Origin of the sequence: Pseudomonas sp. 65/3-MNA-CIBAN-0223 (assembly GCF_040310425.1) — a bacterium.
Classification (GTDB): Bacteria; Pseudomonadota; Gammaproteobacteria; order Pseudomonadales; family Pseudomonadaceae; genus Aquipseudomonas; species Aquipseudomonas gregormendelii.
The window spans coordinates 72509-97234 of record NZ_JBEOPV010000008.1; the positions used below are offsets into that span (position 1 = coordinate 72509).

Annotated in this window: 22 protein-coding genes and 1 pseudogene; 12 read left to right on the forward strand and 11 right to left on the reverse strand. The window is 51.1% G+C overall.

Annotation, left to right across the window (positions count from 1 at the left end; translation table 11 throughout):
* Positions 1–74: 74 nt before the first annotated feature.
* From AAEZ09_RS11460 to glnK, 3 genes are all read right to left on the reverse strand, one after another.
* On the reverse strand, positions 75–500 hold the full coding sequence (locus tag AAEZ09_RS11460; RefSeq protein ID WP_350599541.1) for a secondary thiamine-phosphate synthase enzyme YjbQ: 426 nt from the start codon (positions 498–500) through the stop codon (positions 75–77).
* Between the two features lie 214 nt (positions 501–714).
* Complete coding sequence (locus AAEZ09_RS11465) at positions 715–2052, reverse strand: ammonium transporter (protein ID WP_122841012.1); 1338 nt, start codon at positions 2050–2052, stop codon at positions 715–717.
* 37 nt (positions 2053–2089) lie between these two features.
* Entirely contained in the window at positions 2090–2428 is a 339-nt protein-coding gene (glnK, locus tag AAEZ09_RS11470; protein WP_002555808.1) for a P-II family nitrogen regulator, read from the reverse strand.
* 416 nt (positions 2429–2844) lie between these two features.
* Between glnK and AAEZ09_RS11475 the strand changes: the two genes are divergently transcribed.
* Together AAEZ09_RS11475 and AAEZ09_RS11480 are read left to right on the forward strand one after the other, a co-directional pair.
* On the forward strand, positions 2845–3105 hold the full coding sequence (locus AAEZ09_RS11475) for an accessory factor UbiK family protein (protein ID WP_205891720.1): 261 nt from the start codon (positions 2845–2847) through the stop codon (positions 3103–3105).
* A 397-nt stretch (positions 3106–3502) separates the two neighbouring features.
* The gene (locus tag AAEZ09_RS11480; RefSeq protein ID WP_350599542.1) at positions 3503–4030 is read left to right on the forward strand and encodes a BRO-N domain-containing protein; all 528 of its coding nucleotides are present in this window, start codon (positions 3503–3505) and stop codon (positions 4028–4030) included.
* Here the strand turns inward: AAEZ09_RS11480 and AAEZ09_RS11485 are convergent.
* From AAEZ09_RS11485 to AAEZ09_RS11495, 3 genes are all read right to left on the reverse strand, one after another.
* Positions 4025–4297, reverse strand: a complete 273-nt coding sequence (locus AAEZ09_RS11485; RefSeq protein ID WP_350599544.1) for a helix-turn-helix transcriptional regulator — start codon at positions 4295–4297, stop codon at positions 4025–4027. The two genes, AAEZ09_RS11480 and AAEZ09_RS11485, sit on opposite strands and share 6 nt — an antisense overlap.
* A gap of 717 nt (positions 4298–5014) precedes the next feature.
* Positions 5015–5320 (reverse strand): HigA family addiction module antitoxin, encoded by a 306-nt coding sequence (locus AAEZ09_RS11490; RefSeq protein WP_045059703.1) that lies wholly within the window; start codon positions 5318–5320, stop codon positions 5015–5017.
* A gap of 8 nt (positions 5321–5328) precedes the next feature.
* Entirely contained in the window at positions 5329–5607 is a 279-nt protein-coding gene (locus tag AAEZ09_RS11495) for a type II toxin-antitoxin system RelE/ParE family toxin (RefSeq protein ID WP_045059705.1), read from the reverse strand.
* Positions 5608–5829: 222 nt separating this feature from the next.
* Here AAEZ09_RS11495 and AAEZ09_RS11500 point away from each other — a divergent pair.
* The 6 genes and pseudogenes from AAEZ09_RS11500 to AAEZ09_RS11525 form a co-directional block, all read left to right on the forward strand.
* A pseudogene (locus AAEZ09_RS11500) lies at positions 5830–6738 on the forward strand (YifB family Mg chelatase-like AAA ATPase); the annotation flags it as partial.
* Positions 6731–9085 (forward strand): hypothetical protein, encoded by a 2355-nt coding sequence (locus tag AAEZ09_RS11505; protein ID WP_350599545.1) that lies wholly within the window; start codon positions 6731–6733, stop codon positions 9083–9085. The pseudogene AAEZ09_RS11500 and the gene AAEZ09_RS11505, both read left to right, overlap by 8 nt.
* The gene (locus tag AAEZ09_RS11510) at positions 9086–11179 is read left to right on the forward strand and encodes a hypothetical protein (RefSeq protein ID WP_282410952.1); all 2094 of its coding nucleotides are present in this window, start codon (positions 9086–9088) and stop codon (positions 11177–11179) included.
* Positions 11176–11682 (forward strand): hypothetical protein, encoded by a 507-nt coding sequence (locus tag AAEZ09_RS11515; protein WP_282410953.1) that lies wholly within the window; start codon positions 11176–11178, stop codon positions 11680–11682. Before AAEZ09_RS11510 ends, AAEZ09_RS11515 begins: the two co-directional genes overlap by 4 nt.
* Positions 11675–13048 (forward strand): tyrosine-type recombinase/integrase, encoded by a 1374-nt coding sequence (locus AAEZ09_RS11520; protein ID WP_238706143.1) that lies wholly within the window; start codon positions 11675–11677, stop codon positions 13046–13048. The genes AAEZ09_RS11515 and AAEZ09_RS11520 overlap by 8 nt, the downstream gene beginning before the upstream one ends.
* Before the next feature lie 537 nt (positions 13049–13585).
* Positions 13586–14416, forward strand: coding sequence for an inositol monophosphatase family protein (locus tag AAEZ09_RS11525; RefSeq protein WP_077747138.1), 831 nt, complete (start codon positions 13586–13588; stop codon positions 14414–14416).
* 131 nt (positions 14417–14547) lie between these two features.
* On the opposite strand, the gene AAEZ09_RS11530 is transcribed toward AAEZ09_RS11525, so the two are convergent.
* Both AAEZ09_RS11530 and AAEZ09_RS11535 read right to left on the reverse strand, forming a co-directional pair.
* Positions 14548–14973, reverse strand: a complete 426-nt coding sequence (locus tag AAEZ09_RS11530; RefSeq protein WP_046487091.1) for a hypothetical protein — start codon at positions 14971–14973, stop codon at positions 14548–14550.
* A complete protein-coding gene (locus tag AAEZ09_RS11535; protein WP_077747137.1) occupies positions 14970–16826 on the reverse strand; it encodes a DEAD/DEAH box helicase in 1857 nt (618 codons plus the stop codon). Before AAEZ09_RS11535 ends, AAEZ09_RS11530 begins: the two co-directional genes overlap by 4 nt.
* Between AAEZ09_RS11535 and AAEZ09_RS11540 the strand changes: the two genes are divergently transcribed.
* Positions 16825–16968: a hypothetical protein gene (locus tag AAEZ09_RS11540; protein WP_156176573.1), complete on the forward strand. Its 144-nt coding sequence runs from the start codon at positions 16825–16827 to the stop codon at positions 16966–16968. The two genes, AAEZ09_RS11535 and AAEZ09_RS11540, sit on opposite strands and share 2 nt — an antisense overlap.
* Positions 16969–17136: 168 nt before the next feature.
* Here AAEZ09_RS11540 and AAEZ09_RS11545 read toward each other — a convergent pair whose 3' ends face one another.
* The 3 genes from AAEZ09_RS11545 to AAEZ09_RS11555 form a co-directional block, all read right to left on the reverse strand.
* The gene (locus AAEZ09_RS11545) at positions 17137–19041 is read right to left on the reverse strand and encodes a UvrD-helicase domain-containing protein (protein ID WP_350599547.1); all 1905 of its coding nucleotides are present in this window, start codon (positions 19039–19041) and stop codon (positions 17137–17139) included.
* Positions 19042–19043: 2 nt separating this feature from the next.
* Positions 19044–21026, reverse strand: a complete 1983-nt coding sequence (locus tag AAEZ09_RS11550; RefSeq protein WP_046487085.1) for an ATP-dependent nuclease — start codon at positions 21024–21026, stop codon at positions 19044–19046.
* Positions 21027–21298: 272 nt separating this feature from the next.
* A complete protein-coding gene (locus AAEZ09_RS11555) occupies positions 21299–21517 on the reverse strand; it encodes a helix-turn-helix domain-containing protein (protein ID WP_077747135.1) in 219 nt (72 codons plus the stop codon).
* A gap of 105 nt (positions 21518–21622) precedes the next feature.
* Between AAEZ09_RS11555 and AAEZ09_RS11560 the strand changes: the two genes are divergently transcribed.
* The 3 genes from AAEZ09_RS11560 (at position 21623) to AAEZ09_RS11570 (ending at position 24578) form a co-directional block, all read left to right on the forward strand.
* On the forward strand, positions 21623–22183 hold the full coding sequence (locus tag AAEZ09_RS11560; RefSeq protein WP_046487081.1) for a VspR family transcription factor: 561 nt from the start codon (positions 21623–21625) through the stop codon (positions 22181–22183).
* On the forward strand, positions 22180–23568 hold the full coding sequence (locus tag AAEZ09_RS11565) for a DEAD/DEAH box helicase (protein ID WP_282410954.1): 1389 nt from the start codon (positions 22180–22182) through the stop codon (positions 23566–23568). The genes AAEZ09_RS11560 and AAEZ09_RS11565 overlap by 4 nt, the downstream gene beginning before the upstream one ends.
* 677 nt (positions 23569–24245) lie before the next feature.
* A complete protein-coding gene (locus AAEZ09_RS11570; RefSeq protein WP_077747133.1) occupies positions 24246–24578 on the forward strand; it encodes a DUF2790 domain-containing protein in 333 nt (110 codons plus the stop codon).
* Positions 24579–24726: the final 148 nt, after the last annotated feature.

The following is a 24726-nucleotide window of genomic DNA, read 5'->3' on the forward strand; positions in this document are numbered from 1 at the left end:
ATTAGTTATAGCCCAGCTTTGCCGTCTGTCGACGGCTGCCAGAAAAAATTCAACCGCCATTGATGACCAATGGCTTATGCCCCTTCACCGTGCAAGGTGGCGAGGACTTTACGAGCACCACCATGATCACGGTGCTCGCCCAGATAAACGCCTTGCCAGGTTCCCAACGCCAGTCGGCCTGCCGAAATCGGCAAACTGAGCTGACAGCCGAGCACGCTGGCCTTGAAATGCGCCGGGAGGTCGTCCAGCCCTTCGTCGTTGTGCTCAAAGCCGACTGTTCCTTGTGGGATCAGACGATTGAAAAATCGTTCGAAGTCGCGACGTACCGCCGGATCGGCGTTCTCGTTGATGGTCAACGACGCCGAGGTGTGCTGCAGCCACAAGTGCAACAGACCGACCCGACATGCCCTGATTTCAGGCAAACCGGCGAGTAACTCGTCTGTTACCAGATGAAAGCCCCGGGGCCTCGCCCGCAAGGTAATCAGAGTCTGTTGCCACATACAGTTCTCCGCACGTTCGGGGCGCATTCTAGCGCGCTCTGGGAAAAAACAAAGGCCCTAATATTCCTTCGTTGCTGTAAGCCATTGGCCGCACAAAATCGCTCGGTACAAAGGTAGCCAAAGCTCGAGGAAAAAACCTTTCAGCTTCCCTTCCAGTGACAAATCCGGGGCAAAAAAATGCCCGGCGAACCGGGCATTATTTTTTGCGCAAAACTTACAAGTTGTAGCCACGCTCGTTGTGCAGTGCCAGGTCGATACCCACCGCCTCTTCTTCCTCAGTCACTCGCAGACCCATGACGGCGTCCAGGACCTTGAGAATGATGTAGGTGATGATCGCGGTGTAGATCACTGTGAAGCCTACACCTTTGAGCTGGATCCAGACTTGTGCGCCGATATCGGTCACAGTGCCGAAACCACCCAGGGCCGGTGCGGCGAACACGCCGGTGAGGATCGCGCCGAGAATACCGCCGATACCGTGCACACCAAAGGCGTCCAGGGAGTCGTCGTAGCCGAGTTTGCGTTTCAGGGTGGTCGCGCAGAAGAAGCACACCACGCCTGCAGCCAGGCCGATCACCAGGGCACCCATCGGGCCCACGGTACCAGCGGCCGGAGTGACAGCCACCAGACCGGCTACCACACCCGAGGCAATACCCAATGCGCTAGGCTTGCCGTGGGTGACCCATTCGGCAAACATCCAGCCCAGGGCGGCGGCAGCGGTAGCGATCTGGGTAACCAGCATCGCCATGCCCGCAGTGCCGTTGGCAGCAGCCGCAGAGCCGGCGTTGAAGCCAAACCAGCCGACCCACAGCATCGCAGCACCCATCAGGGTGTAGCCGAGGTTGTGCGGAGCCATTGGCGTGGTCGGGAAACCTTTGCGCTTGCCCAGTACCAGGCAGCAGATCAGGCCCGCCACACCGGCGTTGATGTGCACCACGGTGCCGCCCGCGAAGTCGAGCACGCCCCAGTCCCACATCAGGCCGCCGTTGCCGGACCAGACCATGTGCGCGATCGGTGCATACACCAGGGTGAACCAGATGCCCATGAAGATCAGCATGGCGGAGAATTTCATCCGCTCGGCAAAAGCACCGACGATCAACGCAGGCGTGATAATGGCGAACGTCATCTGGAAGGTGATGAACACCGCCTCAGGGAACAGCGCCGCAGGACCGGTCAGGCTCGATGGCGTGACACCGGCGAGGAACGCCTTGCCCATGCCGCCGAAGAACGAGTTGAAGTTGACGACGCCCTGCTCCATGCCGGTGGTGTCGAACGCAATGCTGTAGCCATAAATGACCCACAGGATGCTGATCAGACCGGTAATGGCGAAGCACTGCATCATCACGGAAAGAATGTTTTTGGAGCGAACCATGCCGCCGTAGAACAGCGCGAGGCCGGGAATGGTCATGAACAGCACGAGGGCTGTCGAGGTCAGCATCCAGGCGGTGTCGCCGGAATTGAGGACTGGGGCCGCCACTTCGTCTGCCGCCATAGCCAGGCTGGGCATTACGAGGGACAACAGGGCTCCTAGCCCTGCGAATTTACGCAGAGTCATATTGTTTTCTCCTGGGGCGTTGGGTTTGTGGCGGCTTTTAGATTGCGTCGGTATCGGTTTCGCCGGTACGGATGCGAATCGCCTGTTCCAGATTGACCACGAAGATCTTGCCGTCACCGATCTTGCCGGTGTTGGCTGCCTTGGTGATCGCCTCGATAACCCGATCAAGATCCTTGTCGTCAATGGCGACATCGATCTTCACCTTTGGCAGGAAATCGACCACGTATTCCGCGCCGCGATACAGCTCGGTGTGACCCTTCTGCCGACCGAAGCCTTTGACCTCAGTAACGGTAATGCCCTGCACGCCGATCTCGGACAAAGACTCGCGCACGTCGTCCAGTTTGAACGGCTTAATGATGGCAGTGACTAGCTTCATGAAAACTCTCTCCCGAATTGGTGGACTTGCCCCAGGAAAACAAACCCGACTCAAGTCTAAGCGCAGTGCCTGGCTTTGTAACGCATCGTCGGCCCTACCTGCCCGTCCGACGCCAGTTAACCGCTCCTGGCGAAACACTTCCCCGTTTCGCCCGGCGCACTGCATTCGTCACAGCGACTGCATCAGTGCATGGGTTACTAGGCTCTTAGCAGAAAGCTTGCCATCTCTTGAAAAGCGCCTGAATTCAACCCCTTGGCCGGGCATGCAGCCGAATGGGCGAAAAACATGCGACGTATACGCACAACAACGGTGCGATACCGTTCGTCCCCATGCGCGAAAACCGTGCATCCCGTGCTCGGGATTGACTATAGACACTGCGTGATACACTGCTCGCCATTGTTTCCAGGACCTTTCCCATGCTCGCGCCCAAAGACTTCCTCGACGCCCTCACGGGTACCGCCTCGCGCCTTTTCAGCGGCGACACGCCATTGCCGAAAAGCGAAATCGAAAGCCAGTTCAAGGCATTGTTGCAGAGCGGCTTTAGCAAGCTGGACCTGGTGAGCCGTGAAGAATTCGATAGCCAGATGGTCGTGCTGGCACGCACTCGGGCACGCCTGGAAAGCCTCGAAGCGAAAGTGGCCGAGATGGAAGCAAAGCTCAACCCGCCAGCCGAATAAACACCGCCAATCCCTGTGGGAGCGGGCATATTCGCAAAAAGGCCCGCCTCCCCTCACAGCCCAAATCACCTGCTTGCGTAGGAGCTGCCGAAGGCTGCGATCTTTTGATCCCCAGGTTTGGCGACCTGAAAGCCAAAGGTGTACTACGATCATCGACCCCAGTCATGGCGGTTGTGCGTGGGAGACCCTCGGGTCTGCCGGGTTCCTTTTGCTCCGGTTCGCCAACCCGCGCACAGCTGCCACCCATTCGTTTGGCGATGACGGCCGGCAGCCCATTGAGCAGATTTCAGATTGCGCCATACAACACGATCTCCTAAGCTCGCCTCTGCTGAACATTCAGCACTGGGTTTGGCGACCCGGAACGCATGCAGCCCGTTGAGTAAAAGGAGCTGTATCAATGAACTGCGATGAAGCTTATCTGCCCCCCCACGTCTTCACCCGCCACAAACGCCCTCTCCACGCCCTTCTGCTGGAAAACCAGCCTTGGTTCAGCGCCCGGGACCTCGGTAGATTAATAGGGATTTGTCTCAACGAACGTACCCTTCGTAAACTCGATCCCGACCAGCACCAGTACGCACAGATACTGTTCAATGGCAGCCTCGAAAACACGCTGCTGATCAGTGAATCCGGCGTCTACGCACTACTGATCTATCACTACTGCCCCGAGTACAGAAGCCTGCGCGAATGGCTGACTCACGACGTGGTACCCGCCCTTAGGGACGCCACACAACCCGATAGCCCGGAACGTCCGACCCTGAGCCGGCTGATCTGGCCAGATATGTCCTTGAGTTTGCTGCACTGGAACAACCAGCCGTGGATTCGGCTGCAGGATGTGCCGCATCTGCTGCCTGATGAAGAACCGGTGCAACAGGCCGTCAACGTGCCATGGTGGAAAAAAGCCTCGCGAGCATTGCAGTCGCTATAGGCAGCTAACACGCTCGATATCGTCGCTGAGCGCGTCGTAATGCGATTGCAGATTCAGCCAGAAATCGGGCGTGGTATCGAACTGAACAGCCAGCTTCCTGGCCAGGTCCGGACTGACGCCTGCGCTCTGCGCGACAAGCCTTGTCAGCGCTACCTCATAACCTGAACGCTGGCCTGCAAGATCAGCCCCCGCTGCACCCGATGGTTCAAGCAGCTCCTGCTCTGGAGCTTCTTCGGTATAAATCGAGCGCATTCCATTACTGTCCATCTTCCCTTCTCCGGGTGGCTTGATCTGCAATGATCATAAGCAGCCCCCCAGCAAACAAGAGCGCCCCGGCTGTTCAGGCATTGCCCTTCAAACATTTCAGAACGGTCCTACAAGAACTGCGTGCTGGAGCTGACTTCGTCCCTCGTTTTGCTCCGCTAACTTCTGCATGGGCCTGCATGTCAATCGATGAGGTTCCGGCATTTGTTGCGGCAATTTTGATCCAAGGTGCCCAAGTGTTATACGCGCGTTACCAGGCACGTGATGGATGCCGTCTCACAATTGTCCGAGGTGCACGCGATTGCGCGATCCTGTCGCCGTAGTTGGATAATGAGGGGGGAAAACTTCTATTCGGTCGTGACCGCGTACAAGAGCCATCGCAACCGCGGAGCGATGAGTGTTGGTACCCTGAAAGCAAAAAAGGCGCCATAGGCGCCTTTTTACAATGCATTCAGGGCTGGTAGTCGCAGCGCTCGCTTAGCACGTCCGAGAAACCTCTCTCGAAAGGGGTCGAAAGCCAACCACTGTTGCCGGTTGCCGCTACCACAGGATCTACGAATCCTGCACATCCACAGTGTTAAGGCAATTTCGTAGTGAACCTCAACACCCCTGCTCTGTAAGAGCCCTGACCGGAATTCTATCAATTGCGCAGTGCTGCCTCAACGATTAGGTAGCTGGGCTACCAGCAGGCCAGCTGGGTTTCGTTTAACCCCAGATGAATCAGGCGCAGTGCGGAAGACGCTCAACCTGATCCCGAATCGCCGCCCCCCTTTCAATCTCGGCTCTACGCAAATCGTAAGTCGATTGCAGGTTCAGCCAAAACTCGGGGGTTGTGCCCAAGCAGATAGATAGCCTGAGTGCCATATCAGCGCTGACGCCTCGACGCTGAAGCACAATGTCATTCACCGTCGGAGTCGACACGCTCAACGCTCGGGCCAAGGCTGCCGCCGTAAGGCTCAGAGGCTCAAGGTATTCCTCTTTGAGGATCTCGCCAGGGTGAACCGGGCGCATACCATTCTTAGTCATTACTCACCTCAGTGATAATCGACGATTTCGACATTCGCTGGTCCGTTAGGACCCCATACAAAGCAAATTCGCCATTGAGCATTGATACGGATGCTGTACTGACCTTTTCGACTCCCATCCAGCGCCTCCAGGCGATTGCCTGGTGGTGATCGAAGGTCCGTCAGAACGGCAGCAGCATCAAGCATCGTCAGTTTTCGCTCCACGACACCCAGAATGGCTGACCACATACGGGTCTTACCGTTGCGAAACAGGTACTCGGTCTCAGAACACTTAAAGCTAACGATCATAATATAAAGCTTAACGTTATGCATTAATCTTCAGTGTATAACCTGATTTCACTTATGCAAATGCGCCAAGGCGGTTCTTGGTACTTCCCACCTCCTTACGCTTTCCCCTACCAGAAAGACGCTCGCAACATCCTGCGAAGCTTTCCCTGTCCCGTAGACACAATCCCCGTCTACCCTTGAAACCACCGCAGGAAGCGGTCTCCGTCAGCTCAAGGAACGACCATGTCCCTCTCCATCGTCCACAGCCGCGCCCAGATTGGCGTGGATGCACCCGCCGTCACCGTGGAAGTCCATCTCGCCAATGGCTTGCCGTCACTGACGATGGTCGGTTTGCCCGAAACTGCAGTGAAGGAAAGCAAAGACCGGGTGCGCAGTGCGATTATCAATTCCGGGCTGCAGTTTCCCGCGCGACGCATCACGCTCAATCTCGCCCCGGCGGATTTGCCCAAGGATGGTGGACGGTTTGATTTGGCGATTGCCTTGGGGATTCTGTCGGCCAGCGTTCAGGTGCCAGCGCTGACACTGGATGACGTGGAATGCCTGGGGGAACTGGCGTTGTCGGGAGCGGTGCGGGCGGTGCGCGGCGTATTGCCCGCCGCCCTGGCGGCGCGCAAGGCGGGTCGAACGTTGCTGGTACCGCGGGCGAACGCCGAAGAAGCCTGCCTGGCATCGGGCCTGCAGGTGATCGCCGTGGATCATCTACTGGAGGCCGTGGCTCATTTCAACGGGCACCAGCCCATCGCTCCATACGTGTCCGACGGCTTGATGCACGCCAGCAAACCCTACCCTGACCTGAGTGAAGTACAGGGCCAGCTCGCGGCCAAACGGGCGCTGCTGATTGCCGCAGCAGGCGCTCACAACCTGCTGCTCAGTGGGCCACCGGGAACAGGCAAAACACTGCTGGCGAGTCGACTGCCGGGGCTGCTGCCACCCTTGGCCGAAAGCGAGGCGCTGGAGGTCGCGGCCATTCAGTCGGTGGCCAGTTGCGCGCCCCTGAGTCACTGGCCGCAACGTCCTTTTCGCCAACCTCACCACTCAGCGTCGGGCCCGGCGCTGGTGGGTGGCGGGTCAAAGCCTCAGCCCGGGGAAATCACCCTCGCCCACCATGGCGTGCTATTCCTTGATGAACTATGCTTTTGACTTTTTAGGTTTGGTTGTCAAAATCGAATTTAGACCGTCAGATCAAGGGTTTACCATGGCATTTCCGTCCATCGAATCGTTGCCAATCTTCTCAAATGGGGTCCACTATGATCACTATCCGTATGAGCAGCTGAATGAATACCAAAGGGCAATATTTACCGACGCAACGTCGAGCCGTGGTCGGCTATGTTCATCAGTGAAGCAGATTACGCTTAAAAGCTTTGAGTGCTACCTCCAGATAACCCGTCAGGCGGCAACTCCGCGATCGCAATCGAAATTCCGAAAGGTGGCGGAAGGCTTCCTAGGTTTTTTATATTCAGAAAAACATATTGAAACGACTCCGCTACTTCGCGCCCAACGAGCGAGGTTTTTCATATCAATAATTCCTTTCCTATCAGAGAAATACCCCACCAAGAAAGATTATTCATTCCCCTTGACTATCGAAGAAATAAACAAATACATAAGTGTGCTGAATAGCTTAGAGCAATGCCCCCAAAAAATAGAATATTGGCGAGGATGGCCGTTGCTGAATGTTTCTGGAGGGATGCATTTTCTTCCCTTATGGGCGTTTTACCGAAAGCTTGGTGCCAACTTTACAAGGAAACTCTATTCTGAAACTCATATCTTCCTATCAGGAAGGCGTTATCGAGCAATGCCAATGCTATCGAATCTAGGAGATTTTATAGAGACTCAACTATTGGATATCACACCTACACACTTAACTTCAGACGTATTCATGAGCGAATTCTGGGATCGTTTTGTGAAGTATTACGTTACAACAGCATATGATAGCGGAAAAGGTCAGAAACTAAGCACCATCGCATCGGCCTGGAACGTACAATTCTCAGCTTTCGTGCGCAACCAACTCATTCCAGCATCCCTACTAAGTGGGGGGTATGCTGGATTACCCGTGTTACCAAAGAGACTCTATACCGATGCGGCTTCAAGAATCAGCACTGGAAATGACGGAACACTCGTTCATTCAAAATTATTGCACGATATTCCACTAGAGATTACCGACCAAGCGGCTATCTACCACATCTTTGACAGCCTAAACTCATCAATGAACGACTTAACAACCTGGGCTAAAGCTGAAGTCGCAGATCTGGACGCCAGACTAAATCGACGATTGCGAGAAGCGCCGAATGGAACACTGCGCTGGATCGGTGGATCTGGAGAAAACGAGGGAGGCCAAATTCAATGGATGAGAGATCGGAATAATCCAGCGTGCTTTGCTAATGCAGCACGAAATATCGAAGAGCACTCCTATTCATATATAATGGAGCGAGCTGTCCAAATTTTTGCTTCGCCATTTGCAGAAACAGCATATGAGCTAGGATTAGCAACAACAAGCTCATTGTACCCACACTGCCTACTACTCGTAAGTCTGTATCCAAAAATCACCGTTGGTTTCTTGGAAAACTTGGAGATATATGATGAGCATGGGAAAAAAATTGGTTTCATCCCAACCGACAACGGGTATCAATTAGTTGGATATAAACTTCGTAGAGGGCACCGTGAAGCTGAGCAGACTATTAGCCTTTGCGAGTACGGTGCATATCTTGTTCAACAAATAATCGACGTCACCGACTACGGCAGACGATACCTACAATCTATTGGAGATGATAATTACAGATATTTATTATTATCCGCAGTTAGAAGCTTCGGCAAATTTCAGCGACCAAAGTTAGCTTCGGTTACCACATCACCCATCCCAATAGAAAGACTGGTATCCGGCTTAAAGAAATACACGAACCTAGATCATGCTGAAGCTACGTACCTCGCACAACGCGCTAATCTCTCCACAATTCGCGCGACCGCTGGAGTAATGATCTATTTAGAATCAAAAAGCGCAAAAAAAATGTCCGAAGCTCTTGGCCATAAATCATTTGATCCATCGTTGTTAGCGCGCTATCTCCCAGCACCCATTTGGGATTTCTTTCAGGATCGATGGATTAGAATTTTTCAAGCAGGAATAATTATCGAAGCGATGGATGGGAGCCCATACAAACTGAAGGCTTCAGGTTTTGACAGCTTAGAGCAGGTTGAGGAGTTTTTATTAAACCACTCGATACAACTCCCCCCTGAGGAATCAAACACTCGCTTTAGCGAGGCGCGGCCCGACAGCTCTATATTGGTATCACTGAATGAACAAATTTTTGAAGAACTATTAAAGCTTAATGATTCAAGGTACAAATCTAGCAGCCATTTACAATCAAGTCTTTGGAAAGATCTCAGCTCTAAAATAATCACTCACGTTGACTCATGCCTTAGTGATCGACCAGACATCCAGCTTGCACTCTCTAACGCTAAAAACAAACTAGGGATAACCATTTAAATGAACGCGAAAGAAAATATTCACGCGCTGGCCTTTCTGGAAGAAATGTTCCCCTCCCAGAAAACTCGGTTTGAGAGCGAATGGTTGACCTCGGACTTTGATTCCAACGTATGGTGCTTTGATTTCGCGCACGGGTATAGATTTTGTGTAAATTTCAACGTGGAGCTCGAGGACGGGTCTAAACTTTCCGACCCCAAAAACAAAAAATTATTGAAATTATTCAAAAACTGGATAACTGTTCAGAATACCCAGAATTTAAATCAAGGTGTAAAACCAGGTAGTATCACCGCGTACGCTAACACGCGAAGAGCGATAAACATCATTGACTACCTTTTGCTGAACAGTTCGCGCCTTAAGCTCGCCAGCCATGGATTAAACCTTCTAACAGAAAACGATGTCGCATCGTTTTTTTATCAGTTGTCGAGTTCGGAAAAAATTGCTGAAGGGGTCTATAACTGGCGGCAAACTGTGGTCGATTTCCTAAGAAGATCCAGTGAGTGTAGCGATCAGATTGTCTTACGTTTCGCTGAAAAAAATCCCGATCTCTATGTTTTAATGATTCAAAATGAAACAGCATATGGCCTTTCGCCAAGCGAAACTCTTAAAGTCAAAATATGGCTACATGAGAACGATTATTATAGTCCCATTCTCAGCTCGGGGTACAGGTTAACGGTAAGCATCACCCGACTGGCATCACACATCTATAAAAATACCCTTGTGGGGGGCGCTATAAAAAGTGCTTTACCTGAGCTAAATCTGGCCCCTTATCCGGGGATGACAACTGAGTACAATGTCGTTGGGGTTCGCACGGCAAATGAAGACTCGATGTCAGATCGACAGTTTACCAAATATTATGCAACTTTTATGGCGATAAACAAACTGCCAGAATTAGGAATTGAAATTCCCAGTCATGCTTTTACTAAGCTCAGTTTGAGTGCTTTGAAAGCGCACCTAAATTTAGCGCAAACCATGCGTTTTAAGACATTGAGGCCGAGTATCCTATTACCTGCGCTGCAAAAGGCTATCGATTTTATTTACGAGTACGGAGAAGACATTTTCCAATCTGCTTCTGCTGTCATTGCTGCTCAAGCAAAGTATGGGGAGAGCGTAAACGATCCTGATTCGGATTGGTGGGTTCGCAAAGCTATCACACCTCGCCTAGCTGGGTTAGGAGTCCAATGCTGGAGTCTTAGCACCAAGATGCTGGCTGGCAAAAAACTCTCTAAAGAACTTAGAGAAAACAAAGTTCAGGAGTATTTTAACAGGCTCCGCAGTAACGAGGGGCTGTGGGAACTGTTACGAGTATATTATGGCGCAGCGCAATTGATCATCGGATTACTGATGGCGCGGCGCCAATCGGAACTTAAAAGCTTGATGCCGTTTGAGTGCCTTGATGACTCAAAGCGAAATTTAATATTTTTTAACGCAAAATCCGGATTTTTATCCAATAAACAAATTTTAAAAAGACCCATTCCAAGTATCGGCGTTCACATTATTGAAACATTGGAAAACTTCCAAAGCCTGCTGCTCAAAAATAAACTCATTATTGAACATACATATTTGTTCGCCCCGCCTGACAGATATGCAAAAGGACTAAAAAAGAGCTTACATTCGCCTGCCTACAATAGAAGTATTGATTTTTTCTGCGACTACATTGAGGCACCTCGAAACAGCGAAGGATCAAGATTTTATTTCCGCCAGCACCAACTGAGGCGCGGCTTTTCGATGATATTTTTTTGGGGCAATTCATTTGGTGGCCTCGACACATTAAGATGGTTCTTGGGCCATGCAGATCTTGAACACCTCTATCATTACATTACTGAAGCCACTCCCGGAGAAGTACTTCGCGGGGTAAAAGCAGCTTATCTGGCAGACTCCTTAGCGGCTGGCGATAAAGAGGTATCCAATGAACTCGCGGCAGCTCTACTTTCACATTTTGGAACATCTGAATTTACCATACTGGATTCTCAAGAAGTAGAAATCTACTTGGAAACACTAATCGAAAACCACTCGCTAACTGTCGAGCCACATTTTATTAAAATAGACGACGCAACTACATATAGGCTGGCAACTAAGCTGATAAAATCAATATGAACAAAAAACTCCATTCGACAATCAACCTTTACAATTTACTTCTCGATATTGCCTCTCATCCACACAAATATCAGAAATCAGCAATAGGAGCTTTCTTAAAATCACAAGGCTCATTAGCTCGACACTCAGCTCCGGATAAAAACATCTATCCTTGCTCTTTAAATACGTTGAAGACCCGTGCTGATTGCTTTCTTGCAGGAGGCTTTGAGGCTATGGATCATGCAAGAATTTTGGCACTAAAAGTGTGTTCCCCAGTAGTGGTTCTGATTTCTGCTCAAGACAAACCTAGAACGTTAAAAGACGACGTCATTGCTCTTAAAAAAGAAATACAGTTTCTCAACGAAGAAATTCTTTGCTACACCATCGCATTAGAAACAAGCATGGAACAGGCGAGAGCGTACGCCAAGAAGACAAACAATATAGTAAATATTCAACTCTGCGAAAAACAACAATCGGAAATTTATGCACTATTGAAATATCCCAGAGTCACGACCAATGACTAAACTTTATCGTTTGACATCAGCGCACTTTCAGCTACCTTTAGCTCTACTTTCCGATCAAACATATATTTTCAACTCGGCTTCGTACATCCCGATGCTTCGCTACCCTAACGGTACATGGTGTCACTACTCTAATTGCTACATGCATTCTCTTTATAGAAAAGGATTGTCTCGCAATAACAAAGGCGGAACATTAAAAACCTATGCGGGCAACATAAGCCATTTACTGCGTTTTTGTTCGGATAACGCGATTGATGTTGCGCAAATGACCGATAGCCTCTTTATACTATTCATGCAGACGTTGCTTAACAACAAGAAATCATTGTCTACGACACACACACTTCGGTCGACAACTTCAATACTTACGATAGGGAAAAACTGTATCGACTTACTGGCCTATATCGGAAAAATCACCGGTAGAGATGAGTTTGTCGGTAAAGATGGAGTGATCAGAGCTGAAAAAAGAAAAGCTGAAATAGATATTGGGAAGGGAAGAAAGCGCATCACCAAATACTATTGGCATCACCGTTCATTTCCTGAGCCATCGCCTGACAAAAAAAGATTCCCGATTACTGAGGCTCATTCGAATGCCATTATCGACGCAGCCGCTGGTACTGAGGACCTATTTCTCAGAAAGCGTAGATTCGTGATGCTTAAACTACTCGCCCATACTGGTTGCCGACGTTCTGAACTGGTTTCGATAACGACGCATGATGTATATGCAGCGCTTCATGAGCCTATCATCGGATTAAAATTGATGACGGCGAAAAAGCGCGGAAACTCAATCCATCATCGATACTTGCCCATCTCAATTCCGGATTTAAAATTCATCGTTTCTTATATTGAATTTAACCGACTCCCAAAAATTAAATCTCTGGGAGTTGAGGACGATGGCTTGCTGTTTATCAGTGCACGCACTGGAAAGGGCCTAATGCCAAATACGATCACACAAGAGATCTCAGAGTTGGCGGGACTAGCTGGCATCAATGAGCGCTTATCTCCACACATGTACAGACATCGCTTCATCACTCAATATTTCATAAAATTGATTATTCAGCATGACTTTAACAATTCTGATGAGTTCAGGAACTTACTAATCAACACTGAATCCTTCAAACGTGAGGTGCAACAATGGACAGGTCACACAAACATTAATTCTTTAGACAACTACATACATCTTGCTTTCTCAGATATATCCAACAGAAAAGAAGTTGTGGAGGCGGCAATCCGCAGCGAGCACCTTTCATCGTTACTACAAACTGTCAAAATGGCCCAAGCAGAAATAAAAGCGGGATTTTCCTCATCATCAGTTAATGAGCTGCTGAATACGATATCCGAATATCTAAATGAGCTTCAGCACTCGGCCTAACAAGCGTTATTTGGAATTACCAATCTTCTACTAGCACACCAAAATCAAAAGCAAATCAGATCATGGCCGATGTTTTCGAGTGGCCGTTCACGTACATTGCACAGCGATTAGCTGATCCGAATCGCTTCCCCCCTCGTTAACCATTGGCTTAAAATTCGCTAAGGTCGCATGCCGGCCCTGAGGTTGGAGAGAATTGTCAGGCCTCCTTATCTTTTGCAGATATGCATTTAGGTGATTGTTTGCTTGCACCACCCAGGCCTTCAACTGGCTCAAAATCTCGGTCAAAGCTTGCTGCCCGTTCCAAGAATCTGCTCTGTTTGAGAGACCGCTTTTCCAGACCAGAGCGGGCTATCCGCCTGTATTCGACAATCTGCTTAAGCTTTAAAAGTATCTTCTTTGGTCTTCTCATGATGATCCTGGGGTATCGATATGGAACGACTTGCTATAAACGATGTGAATTGCAATCGGTATGCCTATCATGCGCCACAGCAGCCTTGGAGACATTCCCTGAGCGGTTTATCAGCCTTGAGGAGCCTTATGCCTGGTCCAAATCTTTCTGAACTACTTGCTCAAGTAACAGAGATCGTTCAACACGCAGGCGCTCTCCTCGCGGCCGAGTGGAGTCTTCCAGAGGGACCTCGAGGCATTGGTGACAAGGCCGCGATCGATGTCGAAATCGAATGTTTCTTGCGGCCAGAACTTCTCAGCGTGTTCAACTGCGATTTTTGGGGCGAAGAGACCGGGCACGTTCTGACAGGGCAGTCGTGGTGTTGGGTTGTAGACCCTAACGATGGCACCAGTGATTTTTTGAATGGCATGAAGGGATCAGCGATATCAGTAGGGCTACTGCATAACACCATTCCCGTGATGGGGGTCGTATACGCGCCAGTGACTTCTGAGGGGCACCCCGACTGCATCGGTTGGGCTGAGGGCACCCCCCATTTGATTCGCAACGGTCGAGCAGTGTCTGTACGCCTCGAGAATAAACAGCTTTCGAATCAGAGCACGATCATGGTGAGTGCAGCAGCGATGACAAAGCCAGAACTCAATCGTGAACTGTGTGCTCCAGGACATTTCCATGCAATGCCATCGATCGCGTACAGACTGGCAAGAGTGGCTGCGGGTGACGGAATTTGCGGCATCTCTCTCTACGCTGTTTCAGCGCATGATGTTGTGGCAGGTCATGCGCTGTTGAGAGGTGCCGGAGGCGTCTTATTGGATGAAAATGGGTCCGAGATTCGCTATGTGACAGAGGCACAGATGATGGCAGTTTCGCAACGCTGCTTTGGTGGATCACCTTCAGTATGTCGCGAGTTGAAAGCTCGTGAATGGAGTCTGGTGCTCGGGGGTTCAAACGCTATTGATTAGAAGCCTGACGATTGACCACCAGAATCGGTCAAAACCATGCTCTACGCGAGTAATTGAACTCTAGGGGTCACCCGATCGTTCCACACAGGACGGGGCACTCTCCGAGCGGTATATGTCCAGTTATACCTGGACTAAGCGACGAGCTTCAGACGAGGAAAGATGGCCACAAAATCGTCTGGGATAGTGGAAAGTATGGCCGTCACTTTCTCTTGTGGAAGACTGGTGGCCAGCATCGCTTCGAGTCTTTCAACTCGTTGGCGTATCGAGGCTGCACGATCCCACTGAATTGCGTATTTCTTTGCGACCTTCTGTTCGATGAGCACCAAGTTGCGACTACTGTCGTAGGTGTATCGCATCGCCACTTTCACAGGACAGTCGTTTTCATCGGTCTCGAGAAAGGTGATCTCAAATATCACACCATTCGATGTCTTACGGGATGCTGATTCGACGTAGGTGTCTTCGAACAGGTTGTCGATGAGGTCGCTAGGCTGAACGCCTCGGCTGATATGGAGAGTCGTCAGTTCGTCAACGAGTAATTTGATAGATTCGAGGCTCATCTCAGCATTTTCCTCAGTTCAGCGATGACTACTTCCACGTGCGCGATCGACTCGGAAAGCGAGCTATTATCACGCTCAGCAACCTTGCCGTACTTCTTAGCCAGCTTGGTATTGATAAAGCTCACCAGTATACCGTCGTTGGGAGTATTCGGCTTTGCCATCGGAACGTGAGCTGCGAATTTCCGATAAAGAGTAGAGCTTTTCTCGTCGATCCCTAGGTCGCTGAGCAGTGTGGCAACTTCATCTTGGGCCTTTTTGGTAAGGATCTCTCGAAGCTGCTTCCGCGCGATCTCTGGTCGTTTTTCCATGAGTGTCGGGTCGATGACTTGGGCGGCTTTCTTCATCTCAGCGTTGCGGATGACGTTCGTCAACTGTGCAAGCACGTCAGCGTCGTAACCCTCTATGCCCGGCAACTCTTTGACTTTCTGGGCCGCAAAAGCATCGATTTCGGCTCGTTTGTCAGAGAAAATCTTGTTGAAATCCAGGTCTTCCAAATAGGAATCCTGATCGCTGACAAAAGCTTCGGAGGAACCAACCCCCGCCAGGGACTCCTCTTTTCGAACGTATTCCTGGTCAGTGATCACGTATTCCTTGGTGCGTTGATGTTTTGCTCGATCAACCTCCTTCTGAAACGAGCTCCACATCTCATCCAGGCCGGTTTCCTCGTGGTAGATCACAACGGCGTTGTTATCAATCTCGAACGCTGTGATCTCCTCTATAGGGATTGCGCGAAGAACCCGGCCGACGATTTGAGCGAAAGCATTCAGGCTTCGATAGGGTCGAAAAAGTGCAAGAACCGTAAGGTATCTATGGTCATATCCTTCCATCAGCATGTTCACGGAGATGACCACGTCGCATTGATTGTTATCGATCGTTCTAAAAGCTGCATCGATGTCCGACTGCTCCATGTAGCTATGAACAATCGCCGCTCTCAGATTTTTGGCCTCGTACCAAGTACGCAAATCCTCGGCATGGGAAATACTGCAGCCCACAGCAAGGATTTTGTGAGGCACTTCAGGTGACGCTTTCTTCAGCTCGGTGAGGTTGTAAATGCTCTGGTCAATCACATCCAGTGAGCATTCCTTGGACAATGCAACGCTGCGCTGAACCCACTCAGGATCTTTGAACCCGAGAACTTCCTCCTTTGATAGCCTAACGCCAGGCTGGTCAGCCAACGTGAAATAGAGTTGATGAGCATTGACCGTTTCTTTTCTGAGCCATTTGACGTAGCGGTCTCTCATCACCTCAGACAGCGGCGTTGTGTGAATCAGCTTTCCGGGCACTTCCTGGTTGTCACCGCGAAATGGGGTTCCAGTTACAAATAGCTTTTTAGCCTTGGCGAAGTAGCCAAGTGTCTTTTGCCAAGTTTCAGCCGGCGCGTGATGCCCTTCATCGACGATGATCAGGTCGAAGAAGTCGGGTGGGACTCGCCTGGTCAGGCACGTAGAGCGGTCGCTGTGAATTTGCTGAATATTGGAGTAAACGATGTGGCTTTGCTCCAAGTTGCGCTGGAGCGTCAGCGAGTTGAACTCGCAAGTGACGGGCAGGTCATTTCCGCTGAAGATCACATCAAAGTTAATCCAGAAATTGTCCTCCAGGAGGTCCTGGGTCTTCCTGATGCTCTGCTTGGTCACAAGACCAGGGGTGATGATCAGGACACGCCCTTTCGCCATTCCAAACGGCACGATGGAAATCAGCCCTGATTTGCCCGTGCCCGTAGGCAGCACGATCAGCGCATCCTGCTCAGGATTGCTTGCAAAATGCTCTTGGGCCTTGATGTAGGCTTCGATTTGAGGCGTCCGCAGCTTACTGTTGCCTAAAATGTTAACGGCAGTGTCGGTAAAGTAATTCATGAAAAACTCTCTGGCGTTTTTCGAGAATCCACGACAAAACCGCCGCTCGAACGAGCAGCATGCGCTTGCGCAGATTGCGATAGAAAGAGAACTGTCGACAGCAACGAAGCTGTGGCGGGCATCGAAATATCCTTATTTCTGAATCAACTGGATCAACAAAGGCGGTTTAGAGGGCTGAACACGCTTTTTAATCATAATAGCCGAATCATATTGCTCAAGGTGCCTTGAATTTTCGAGCCTGCTCATGCCGCCACTGCCGAAGACAGTTCATAGCCACGATACTCTAACTTTGAAGTCTCGCTTAGAAACATCAATTCGATCCGGACGTAATTTGGACTCCGGCTTTGGTAAGCAGCTCGTACAGGATCGCAATTTTTGTTCGTGTGCCACGCGAGGCACAGTAAGTAAATATGACCCGCTGCTTGGCCCGGGTGAAAGCCACAAAAAATCCTGCTGTCGCCTCAATTTCATCCTGGGAAAAACTCCACCACGCGCCGTCATCCAGTCCGACAAAAATGACGGTGTGATACTCAAGGCCCTTGCTCTTGTGGATCGTCATCAATGGAATTGCGTGGACGCCTTCGTACATGTCGAGGGCGTGGGACCAGTCCGTACTGTGGAACGAGGTGGACAGAAGATGTTCCGCCGTCGCGTCTAGCACTTTTTCTAGCCAGGTTCCCTGGTCATAGGCAGGGTTGGAGCGGATCACATGCTCTGGACCCACGAAATTTAGGATGTCGTCAACAAGTGCGCGCGAGGCCGACTTGCTTTTTGGGGAATGGGAGTAACGTGCAGCCAGTTCGGTTGTATAGGTATCCAACTCACGCGCGAGCCTACTCTGCCTGATTGCGTCATCGGCATCGATCCCTCTCATTGACGCGAGCCAATTCTGGCAGGTCGACCAATAACCACCAGCTCGCGGAGTCATTGCGAGGCGGAGAACGGTGACCAGCAACTTTGAGATTTCCTCTGCCATCAGCTCTTGCAGCATCACTTTGCCGACCATTCCAGCTTCGTTACGCAGAGACAAGTTTTCGCTCGCGAAAGCAGGTTCTAAAAGTTCGGCATACTCTCCTGCCTTTTGTCGAACCAGGATGACGAAATCTCGAGGAGCCAGTTTCAGATGGGCAATGTAGGACGCCACTGATCGTGCCAACTGCCGCGCTTCAATTTTCGGACTTGCAAAATCGAGAATTGAGCAACTTTCTCCGTCAATTGTGCCATCAGCCTGAGATACCGGCTGTACGGCTCGCGCGTCTAACGCCTGGGCCAGCACGTGCTGGATACGTACCAACTCCGGCGAAGATCGGTAATTGTTGAAGAGCGAAGTCCGGGCACCTTCGAAATCGGCATCGAAGGCAGAAAAAGGATCATCCATCGCCATTGCCCAACGCATGATCTGCTGCTTGTTATCTCCGACAGCAGTCACGATGGTTTCTGTGCCTCGGAAAATCGTGCTTACCAGATCGTACTGGACCCTGGTGGTGTCCTGGAATTCGTCCATGAACAAATGCGAATAAGTGAGGCGCAGGGCATCCCGTACCATCGGGTTGACTCGCAACAACAGTTCAGCGAGACGGCCAATCATCGCGAAAGACAGCACACTTTTGCCGCCGTTGTGGAGTGACTGTTGCCAGAACGCATCTGCCGCCCATTGTTCGACAGTTCGGGCCGGCCATCCGTCTACAGGCAGCGGTAAGCCGAGCAGGTGCTGGCGCTCAAATGTTTTTGGCCCAATTCCACGCACGTCATTTTTCGTTCCGATTATCGAAGGCGGCGCTGGAAGCTCATGAAGGAACTCACGAAAATCTCGTTCATTGTGAGTCGCGATCTCGTAATCGGGTCTTGGCCGCCAGCGATCCGGCAACGCCTGACCGAAGCGGTCGACCAATCCTTTTGCAAACGCATCAAACGTCATGGAGTCGAAGCGGCTCGCATGGGTGTGGTGGCAGCGCTGGCGTACGCGTGCTGCCAGATTTGACGCAGCATCGCGCTTGAAACTAATAGCTAGAATGCGCCGAGGAGATGGGGCCGCATCAGTCTGAAGGAGAAAGGCGGCGCGCTGCGCGAGCAGTTCTGTCTTGCCAGCGCCCGGCCCCGCAATAACGGACCGATTTTTTCGCGAACGAGCCACCGTCAGCGCATTCGCCTCCAGAGCTTTCACCCCTACGGGCTTCCAGTCCTCGGGACGTATTCGGCGTGACGAAACGGCCATGATCAGTCTCGCCTTAAGGAGCTGGCAATATGTCGAACAACTTCGGCTAGAACTGCTGGCATTTCTGCGATCAGACTCGCCTTGCTAATCCGGGCCAATGCCGCAAGGTGCGTAGCTGGCTTGCTATGGGTGAGAAAGTGGTACCGATATTGCGGAAACGATTCCGGGTAGTCCTCGTAGGGCCCCGTGTATACCGCAAGTCCCGGACCTGATGTGCCCAGCACAACTTCCGCCGCCTTGTCGGCGGCCATGCGGGGGCCACCTCCTTTCGGAATCACAGCGGCATAGTCATCGGGGAAGGCATTTAGCATCTCCAGATCAAGGTCCAGCGGCGCAGAGAAGAAGACGTTGTATTTCTTCAGCCTATTCATCCAACCCAACAGGTTGGAGTGGTCAGTTGGGTTGCTCCATTTGTGCATTCCGGCCAACTTTGCGTCGGTCATAATGCCGGATGTGATTTTGAGGATTTTGTCCTTAGGTTCGCCGAACTCAATAAGCTTCTCCAGAGCTGTTTTTACTCGCCCCCAACCTCCACCATCGCGGCCGAGATCCAAGTCCAAGAGAGTTGCGTAAGGAATACCTAGTCCCTTAAGTAAGCGCCAGAAATATTGGACGTGTCTTCCACCGAGAGGGACGATCGCGACGAAAGCTGGGTCGATGAGAAGATCAAGTGCCTCGGCGAGTTGAGGGAGGACGATCCTTTCCGAATCACCCTCAACGAGCAGGACAAACCGCGCGAAGTACAGCTCGGGATAGGCCAATATGGCACCACGCACAAACTTGCTGGCCTCCACATCACCAGCCGGCAGCTCAATTCGCTTCACATTAGATATGCGCGTCTTGGCGTTACAGCGGCAGTAACGAACCTCGCTAGGCTCGACGCGACTAAGAACTGCCGGCGAATGGCTCGTAATTATGGCCTGCGCCCCACTGGCCTCAGTCAACGATCGAACTTGGCGGATGATTCGAGCAAGGAAGTAGGGCGAAAGATGGTTTTCAGGTTCCTCAAGGGCAAACAGTGTGAGCGCAGGAATATGCAGTGCATCCTTTCGAAATCCGTCTACAGAACCTTCAACGACCTCGCGCTCTAAGTCAAAAACGGCGGCGGCCAATGCAAAATAAAATAGCGACTGTTGTCCGTCGCTAAGGGCTTCGATACCTCTTTCTCGTCCGTCAGGCCCCTGCTCAAATATGACTGCAATCTTGTTTATCACCTCCTCAAACCGTCGGCTCACCAGACTGAGCCTAGGCTTGGTATTAGAAGCGTCGTCATGCAGATCTGCCCAGCGCGTTTGCAGGGCCTCGGTGATTGCGGTGATCGCAGACTCGCCTTCAAACGCGGCTGTCAGGCTCTCAGTCGCCTCCTGCACTTTGTCTTCAGTGTCGGAGGACCATTCAATAGCCCTCAGGAGTCGGGCGGCCAGGGTACCGGCAGTTGCACGGATTTGGCCGGCGGCATCCCGGCTAGCTGGAGTGTAATAAAGTTGTATAAGGCCCCGATCGGTTACAGCCACTGGCTGGTATTTGTCCTCTGCGGGCTCCTTATCCAGGCTATCGATCCAAAAGAGATTCTGTGAAACCTCTCCCTCAAGCGTGCCGTCGTCGTCCCATTGTGCTTCAAGCCGCATTCGGCAAACGGGCGCTTGGGCCGCTCTCGTAATCAGCATGTGCCGAAATGAAGGGGCGATGATTTCTGGGGTTGCAGACCCGTCCAGCAACTCAGGGAAGGCAATAAGCGCCTCGATGTAGAGTTCTTTGGAATCGCGGCTCTCAGGATCCTCTCCGGGGGCGAGGTGGAAATCCGAAAATGATACGGTGCGCTGCGCCCGCGTGACCCCGAACATCTTCGACATAGCCTGCAGAAGCGCAGTTTTACCCGCAGCGTTAGGACCAACGATTGTGGTGACCTCAGCTGAGATAGGGATGGCAATCTCATTCGGGCCGAAACAGCGAAAGCCAGATACCGTGATCGACTCGATGCGCACAGGTTCCTTCCTCAATGCGGTAACGGGCACACATGCTCGTTACTATCCGGCGAGGTTAGCGCAGTATCCCTTCGCGCACAGCCCTCTAACCCCCGATTTTTGGGCCACTCTGGCCAATTAGGTATTTTGGCCAAGGCTATCAGCTACGGGATAGCAGCAAGCTGATTTCAGCCCCCCAAGCACCAGTGCGAGCATCCCCCTCGATCCATCGGCGAGCCTTGCGAAAATCGGTCAGTGCTTCTTCAGAGAAGGGTCGATCTAGAGTCAGGGCTCTAACGACTGATGTATGGCAGCAGGGTGTGAGGTTGGCAATCCAGTTGGTATGCGATGCGGTAGAGCTTCTCGATCGTAAGGTTGACTTCGCCTCTCTCGATCCTACCGACATAGCTGCGATCCATCATACATACGTGCGCTAAAGCATCTTGAGATAGGCCTACCGATATCCTTCGCTCACGGATGTTCTGCCCGAGATCCTTTGCCAGCTGATGCATAACCGCCTCGACTTACTCAAGGCGAAACTATCCGTCGTTTGCGGACTAGGTGGCGACGGATTATAATCCGCATTTGTATAGCTATTTGCATTCCTAGGTGCCTGCATGAAACCGGCTACATTTAAGTTAAACAGGCACATCTGCGAGTTACTCCAGGAAGAGAAACTCCAACGATTCACCACTCTCGACCTTCGAGATGCCTACGCTCAGAAAATAGCCCCATCAGATATCGGTCTCGGTGAGCTCTGGAAATATGTATATGAGCAGGTCCGCCGCTTGAAGCATGTCGGATGGATTCGGCAAGATGAAGTGCGTCGAAAACGAGGACAGGTCTTTCACGTGCTAGACAAGCCAGAGCTTCTCTCTGTTGAACTCGTCGACTGCAATTTCATGAGTTGTTCCCCTCAGCAAGGTCAAAGCCCTACTGCGAGTATTCTTAAACCGTTTGAGGCGCCTTCCCAACGGCTTGAGACGTTGGCCAAAGAAATTCGGTTGGACTTGCTCACATCCATGGGCGAGGCTGAGCGGTATAAACAGCTCTTGAATGAAATGCCACAGCTGAAAGTCTGGGTTGAAGATAATTACATTGAGGCCCGCGATCGAAGCTCTCGGCTACTTGGTCACCTCAAGGCTGTCGAGAAGACCTTAAAGTCGCTAGCCGCATGAATGTCTCTCTGCGCGCCTGGCAGACTGCATGCGTTGATGCAGCTCTATCTCGTTATAAGCATTCTCCGCATTTTTTTTGCCAAGCAACCCCTGGTGCAGGAAAGAGCAGAATGGCGGCGGAAATCGCCCGTCAACTATTGCTCTCCGGTGAGATTGATCTTGTGCTCTGTTTTGCTCCGTCCTGCCAAGTAGTAGAGGGATTGAGGAATACATTTTCAGGTGTGTTAAACCGCCAGTTTGATGGCCTATTAGGCTCTATTGGTGTCGCCACCACTTATCAAGGCATGCATCATCAGGGTGAAGAATTCTGGAGGCTGCTTGATAAATATCGAGTCTTCGCAGTGTTCGATGAGATCCACCACTGCGCAGGCCATGACCCACTTTTTAGCAATTCTTGGGGGCAGATCATTCTGCAGAGGGTTCAAGACAGAGCTGCCTATACCCTTGCGCTATCAGGTACACCTTGGCGGTCGGATGAGAGAGCTATTGCATTGGCAAGGTACTCAAATCCGGAGGGCCGCCTGATCTGCGACTTTCGCTACGGCATTGAGGAGGCGATATCAGACAAGGTATGCCGTCCTCCCCGTATCGTGCTGATCGATAACAATGCAATAAGACTGACAGAGCAAGTGGGTAACAGCTCAACGGACGTTGTTTATCCCAGCATTGCCCAGCTCCTCACTGAGTCTCCCGTTAATTTTGAGGACTTACTCTCTAACGATGAGATCGTGCAACAGACCATCGAATTGGGCTGTGAACGGCTAAATGAGATCCGGAAGGTCACCCCAAATGCCGCGGGCTTGGTGGTAGCGACTAACGTCCGGCACGCCAATCAGATTGCCTCTATTTTGATGGCCCGCGGTGAAAATTGTTTGGTCGTCACAAACCAGACTCCCGGGGCTCAAGGCCTTATTGATAAGTTTCGCAATAGCAATGATCGCTGGATCGTGGCAGTGGGGATGATTAGCGAGGGCACCGATATTCCAAGACTGCAGGTCTGCTGCTACCTCAGTAGGATTCGCACAGAACTACATTACCGGCAGGTGCTGGGGCGGGTGTTGAGACGCATGGGAGATATTGATGAGCATGCATGGCTATATGCGCTTGCAGAGCCCCTTTTGCAACAATTCTCCCAGCGGATTGCCGAGGATCTTCCAGAGGATCTGGCCGTTCTGGATTATGTTCAAGGCGCCAGCTCGCGTTTTGCATGGGAAAAAAATAGTGAGCTCGAAGCACCCTTCGATGGCTCAACTGAAATTTCGATACACCGTGCAGTTCCTCAAGTAGAGGGTGAACTATCGTTCGTAGGGGATGTAGAGAGAAAAGGCCTCTACGAACTGGATATCTCGTCAAGCTTTCGAACAGAGATTCTTGCTTATTATTGAATTCCGGCACCGCATGATGATTGCTAGATCCTTCAGATCAGCCAGAGCAGCCTGGACCGGAAACCATAGCTGCCAGTCATTTGTGTCTACAGAGTCAGGGGCAATTCAATCAGAGGGCAGTTCAGCGGCACGCTCTGGGGCTCTGTAAATATTCTATAGCGAGGGATGGTGGTGCCATCGTACGTGTTTGTCGGTTCGTGAAGATACCTACGATGAGGAAGTATACCCGGCCTTCGAATGACTGACTGATGGGTTGCCGATTGCCTTCCTGACCGGCAGCTGTTGGCCGTTTTTGTCTGTCGCGAAGGACGGCAACTGACCGTGAAGCGGTCAGTCATGACAGATAAAAAGCGACCAAGTGAAGTCGTTCGCTATGGGGATATGTATTTTTGAATAAGAGGCTCGTAGATACTCAATATGGAATTCGAGCGAGTTTTGATGCTGGTACGACCATACAACGTACTCCGCCAAAAAATTAAATTCCTAAGAGTTGCGCTCACAAGTACAGGGGGAAAGGGGGAAAGGGGGAAAGGGGGAAAGGGGGAAAGGGGGAAAGGGGGAAAGGGGGAAAGGGGGAAAGGGGGAAAGCTTACACATAAGTAATATTCGCGGCAGCTTTCTGAAAGGCTTCATTGGTTATTCTCTATTCAGAAGTTAGTGAGAACCAGGAGATAATCATGAAATCACTCAAAGCACTTTTTGCCGTCACTATTTTGACCTTGTCGTCATTGGCCATGGCTGAAGGCGGCGGTGACCGCGTTTACGGTCGGATGATGCAAGAAAACCAACAGGCGATGGAGCAATATGCCTTGAAAAATGGTAAGGCCATCCCTGAGGTTGTTCATTATGAATATGGTATGAACCTCGATATTCAGAAGGTGATCAGTGTCACGCAAGCCAACAAAACCTGTAGTGTTGCGCCTTCGCGCATGACTTATGAAGACTCGGCGGGCAGGCTTAATACCGTGGAGTACAAGATTATGGGTACCAACTGCCCACACGGAAGCTAACCCCTAAAGGTCATATCTACGTCAGATCATTCATTAGGCTTTTTAAGCATGCTTACTGGTCGCTGACATAGAAGTAATTTTCAGGTCACGCTGGAGTTATCTTTTGTATGAAATTATGTCTGCCGGCACTTAGAGGGAATCCCTACGT

Excerpts from the sequence above, each read along its gene's own strand:
- AAEZ09_RS11460 (WP_350599541.1), bottom strand. The coding sequence starts at position 500 with ATGTGGCAACAGACTCTGATTACCTTGCGGGCGAGGCCCCGGGGCTTT.
- AAEZ09_RS11465 (WP_122841012.1), bottom strand. The coding sequence starts at position 2,052 with ATGACTCTGCGTAAATTCGCAGGGCTAGGAGCCCTGTTGTCCCTCGTA.
- glnK (WP_002555808.1), bottom strand. The coding sequence starts at position 2,428 with ATGAAGCTAGTCACTGCCATCATTAAGCCGTTCAAACTGGACGACGTG.
- AAEZ09_RS11475 (WP_205891720.1), top strand. The coding sequence starts at position 2,845 with ATGCTCGCGCCCAAAGACTTCCTCGACGCCCTCACGGGTACCGCCTCG.
- AAEZ09_RS11480 (WP_350599542.1), top strand. The coding sequence starts at position 3,503 with ATGAACTGCGATGAAGCTTATCTGCCCCCCCACGTCTTCACCCGCCAC.
- AAEZ09_RS11485 (WP_350599544.1), bottom strand. The coding sequence starts at position 4,297 with ATGGACAGTAATGGAATGCGCTCGATTTATACCGAAGAAGCTCCAGAG.
- AAEZ09_RS11490 (WP_045059703.1), bottom strand. The coding sequence starts at position 5,320 with ATGACTAAGAATGGTATGCGCCCGGTTCACCCTGGCGAGATCCTCAAA.
- AAEZ09_RS11495 (WP_045059705.1), bottom strand. The coding sequence starts at position 5,607 with ATGATCGTTAGCTTTAAGTGTTCTGAGACCGAGTACCTGTTTCGCAAC.
- AAEZ09_RS11505 (WP_350599545.1), top strand. The coding sequence starts at position 6,731 with ATGAACTATGCTTTTGACTTTTTAGGTTTGGTTGTCAAAATCGAATTT.
- AAEZ09_RS11510 (WP_282410952.1), top strand. The coding sequence starts at position 9,086 with ATGAACGCGAAAGAAAATATTCACGCGCTGGCCTTTCTGGAAGAAATG.
- AAEZ09_RS11515 (WP_282410953.1), top strand. The coding sequence starts at position 11,176 with ATGAACAAAAAACTCCATTCGACAATCAACCTTTACAATTTACTTCTC.
- AAEZ09_RS11520 (WP_238706143.1), top strand. The coding sequence starts at position 11,675 with ATGACTAAACTTTATCGTTTGACATCAGCGCACTTTCAGCTACCTTTA.
- AAEZ09_RS11525 (WP_077747138.1), top strand. The coding sequence starts at position 13,586 with ATGCCTGGTCCAAATCTTTCTGAACTACTTGCTCAAGTAACAGAGATC.
- AAEZ09_RS11530 (WP_046487091.1), bottom strand. The coding sequence starts at position 14,973 with ATGAGCCTCGAATCTATCAAATTACTCGTTGACGAACTGACGACTCTC.
- AAEZ09_RS11540 (WP_156176573.1), top strand. The coding sequence starts at position 16,825 with ATGAAAAACTCTCTGGCGTTTTTCGAGAATCCACGACAAAACCGCCGC.
- AAEZ09_RS11535 (WP_077747137.1), bottom strand. The coding sequence starts at position 16,826 with ATGAATTACTTTACCGACACTGCCGTTAACATTTTAGGCAACAGTAAG.
- AAEZ09_RS11545 (WP_350599547.1), bottom strand. The coding sequence starts at position 19,041 with ATGGCCGTTTCGTCACGCCGAATACGTCCCGAGGACTGGAAGCCCGTA.
- AAEZ09_RS11555 (WP_077747135.1), bottom strand. The coding sequence starts at position 21,517 with ATGCATCAGCTGGCAAAGGATCTCGGGCAGAACATCCGTGAGCGAAGG.
- AAEZ09_RS11560 (WP_046487081.1), top strand. The coding sequence starts at position 21,623 with ATGAAACCGGCTACATTTAAGTTAAACAGGCACATCTGCGAGTTACTC.
- AAEZ09_RS11565 (WP_282410954.1), top strand. The coding sequence starts at position 22,180 with ATGAATGTCTCTCTGCGCGCCTGGCAGACTGCATGCGTTGATGCAGCT.
- AAEZ09_RS11570 (WP_077747133.1), top strand. The coding sequence starts at position 24,246 with ATGAAATCACTCAAAGCACTTTTTGCCGTCACTATTTTGACCTTGTCG.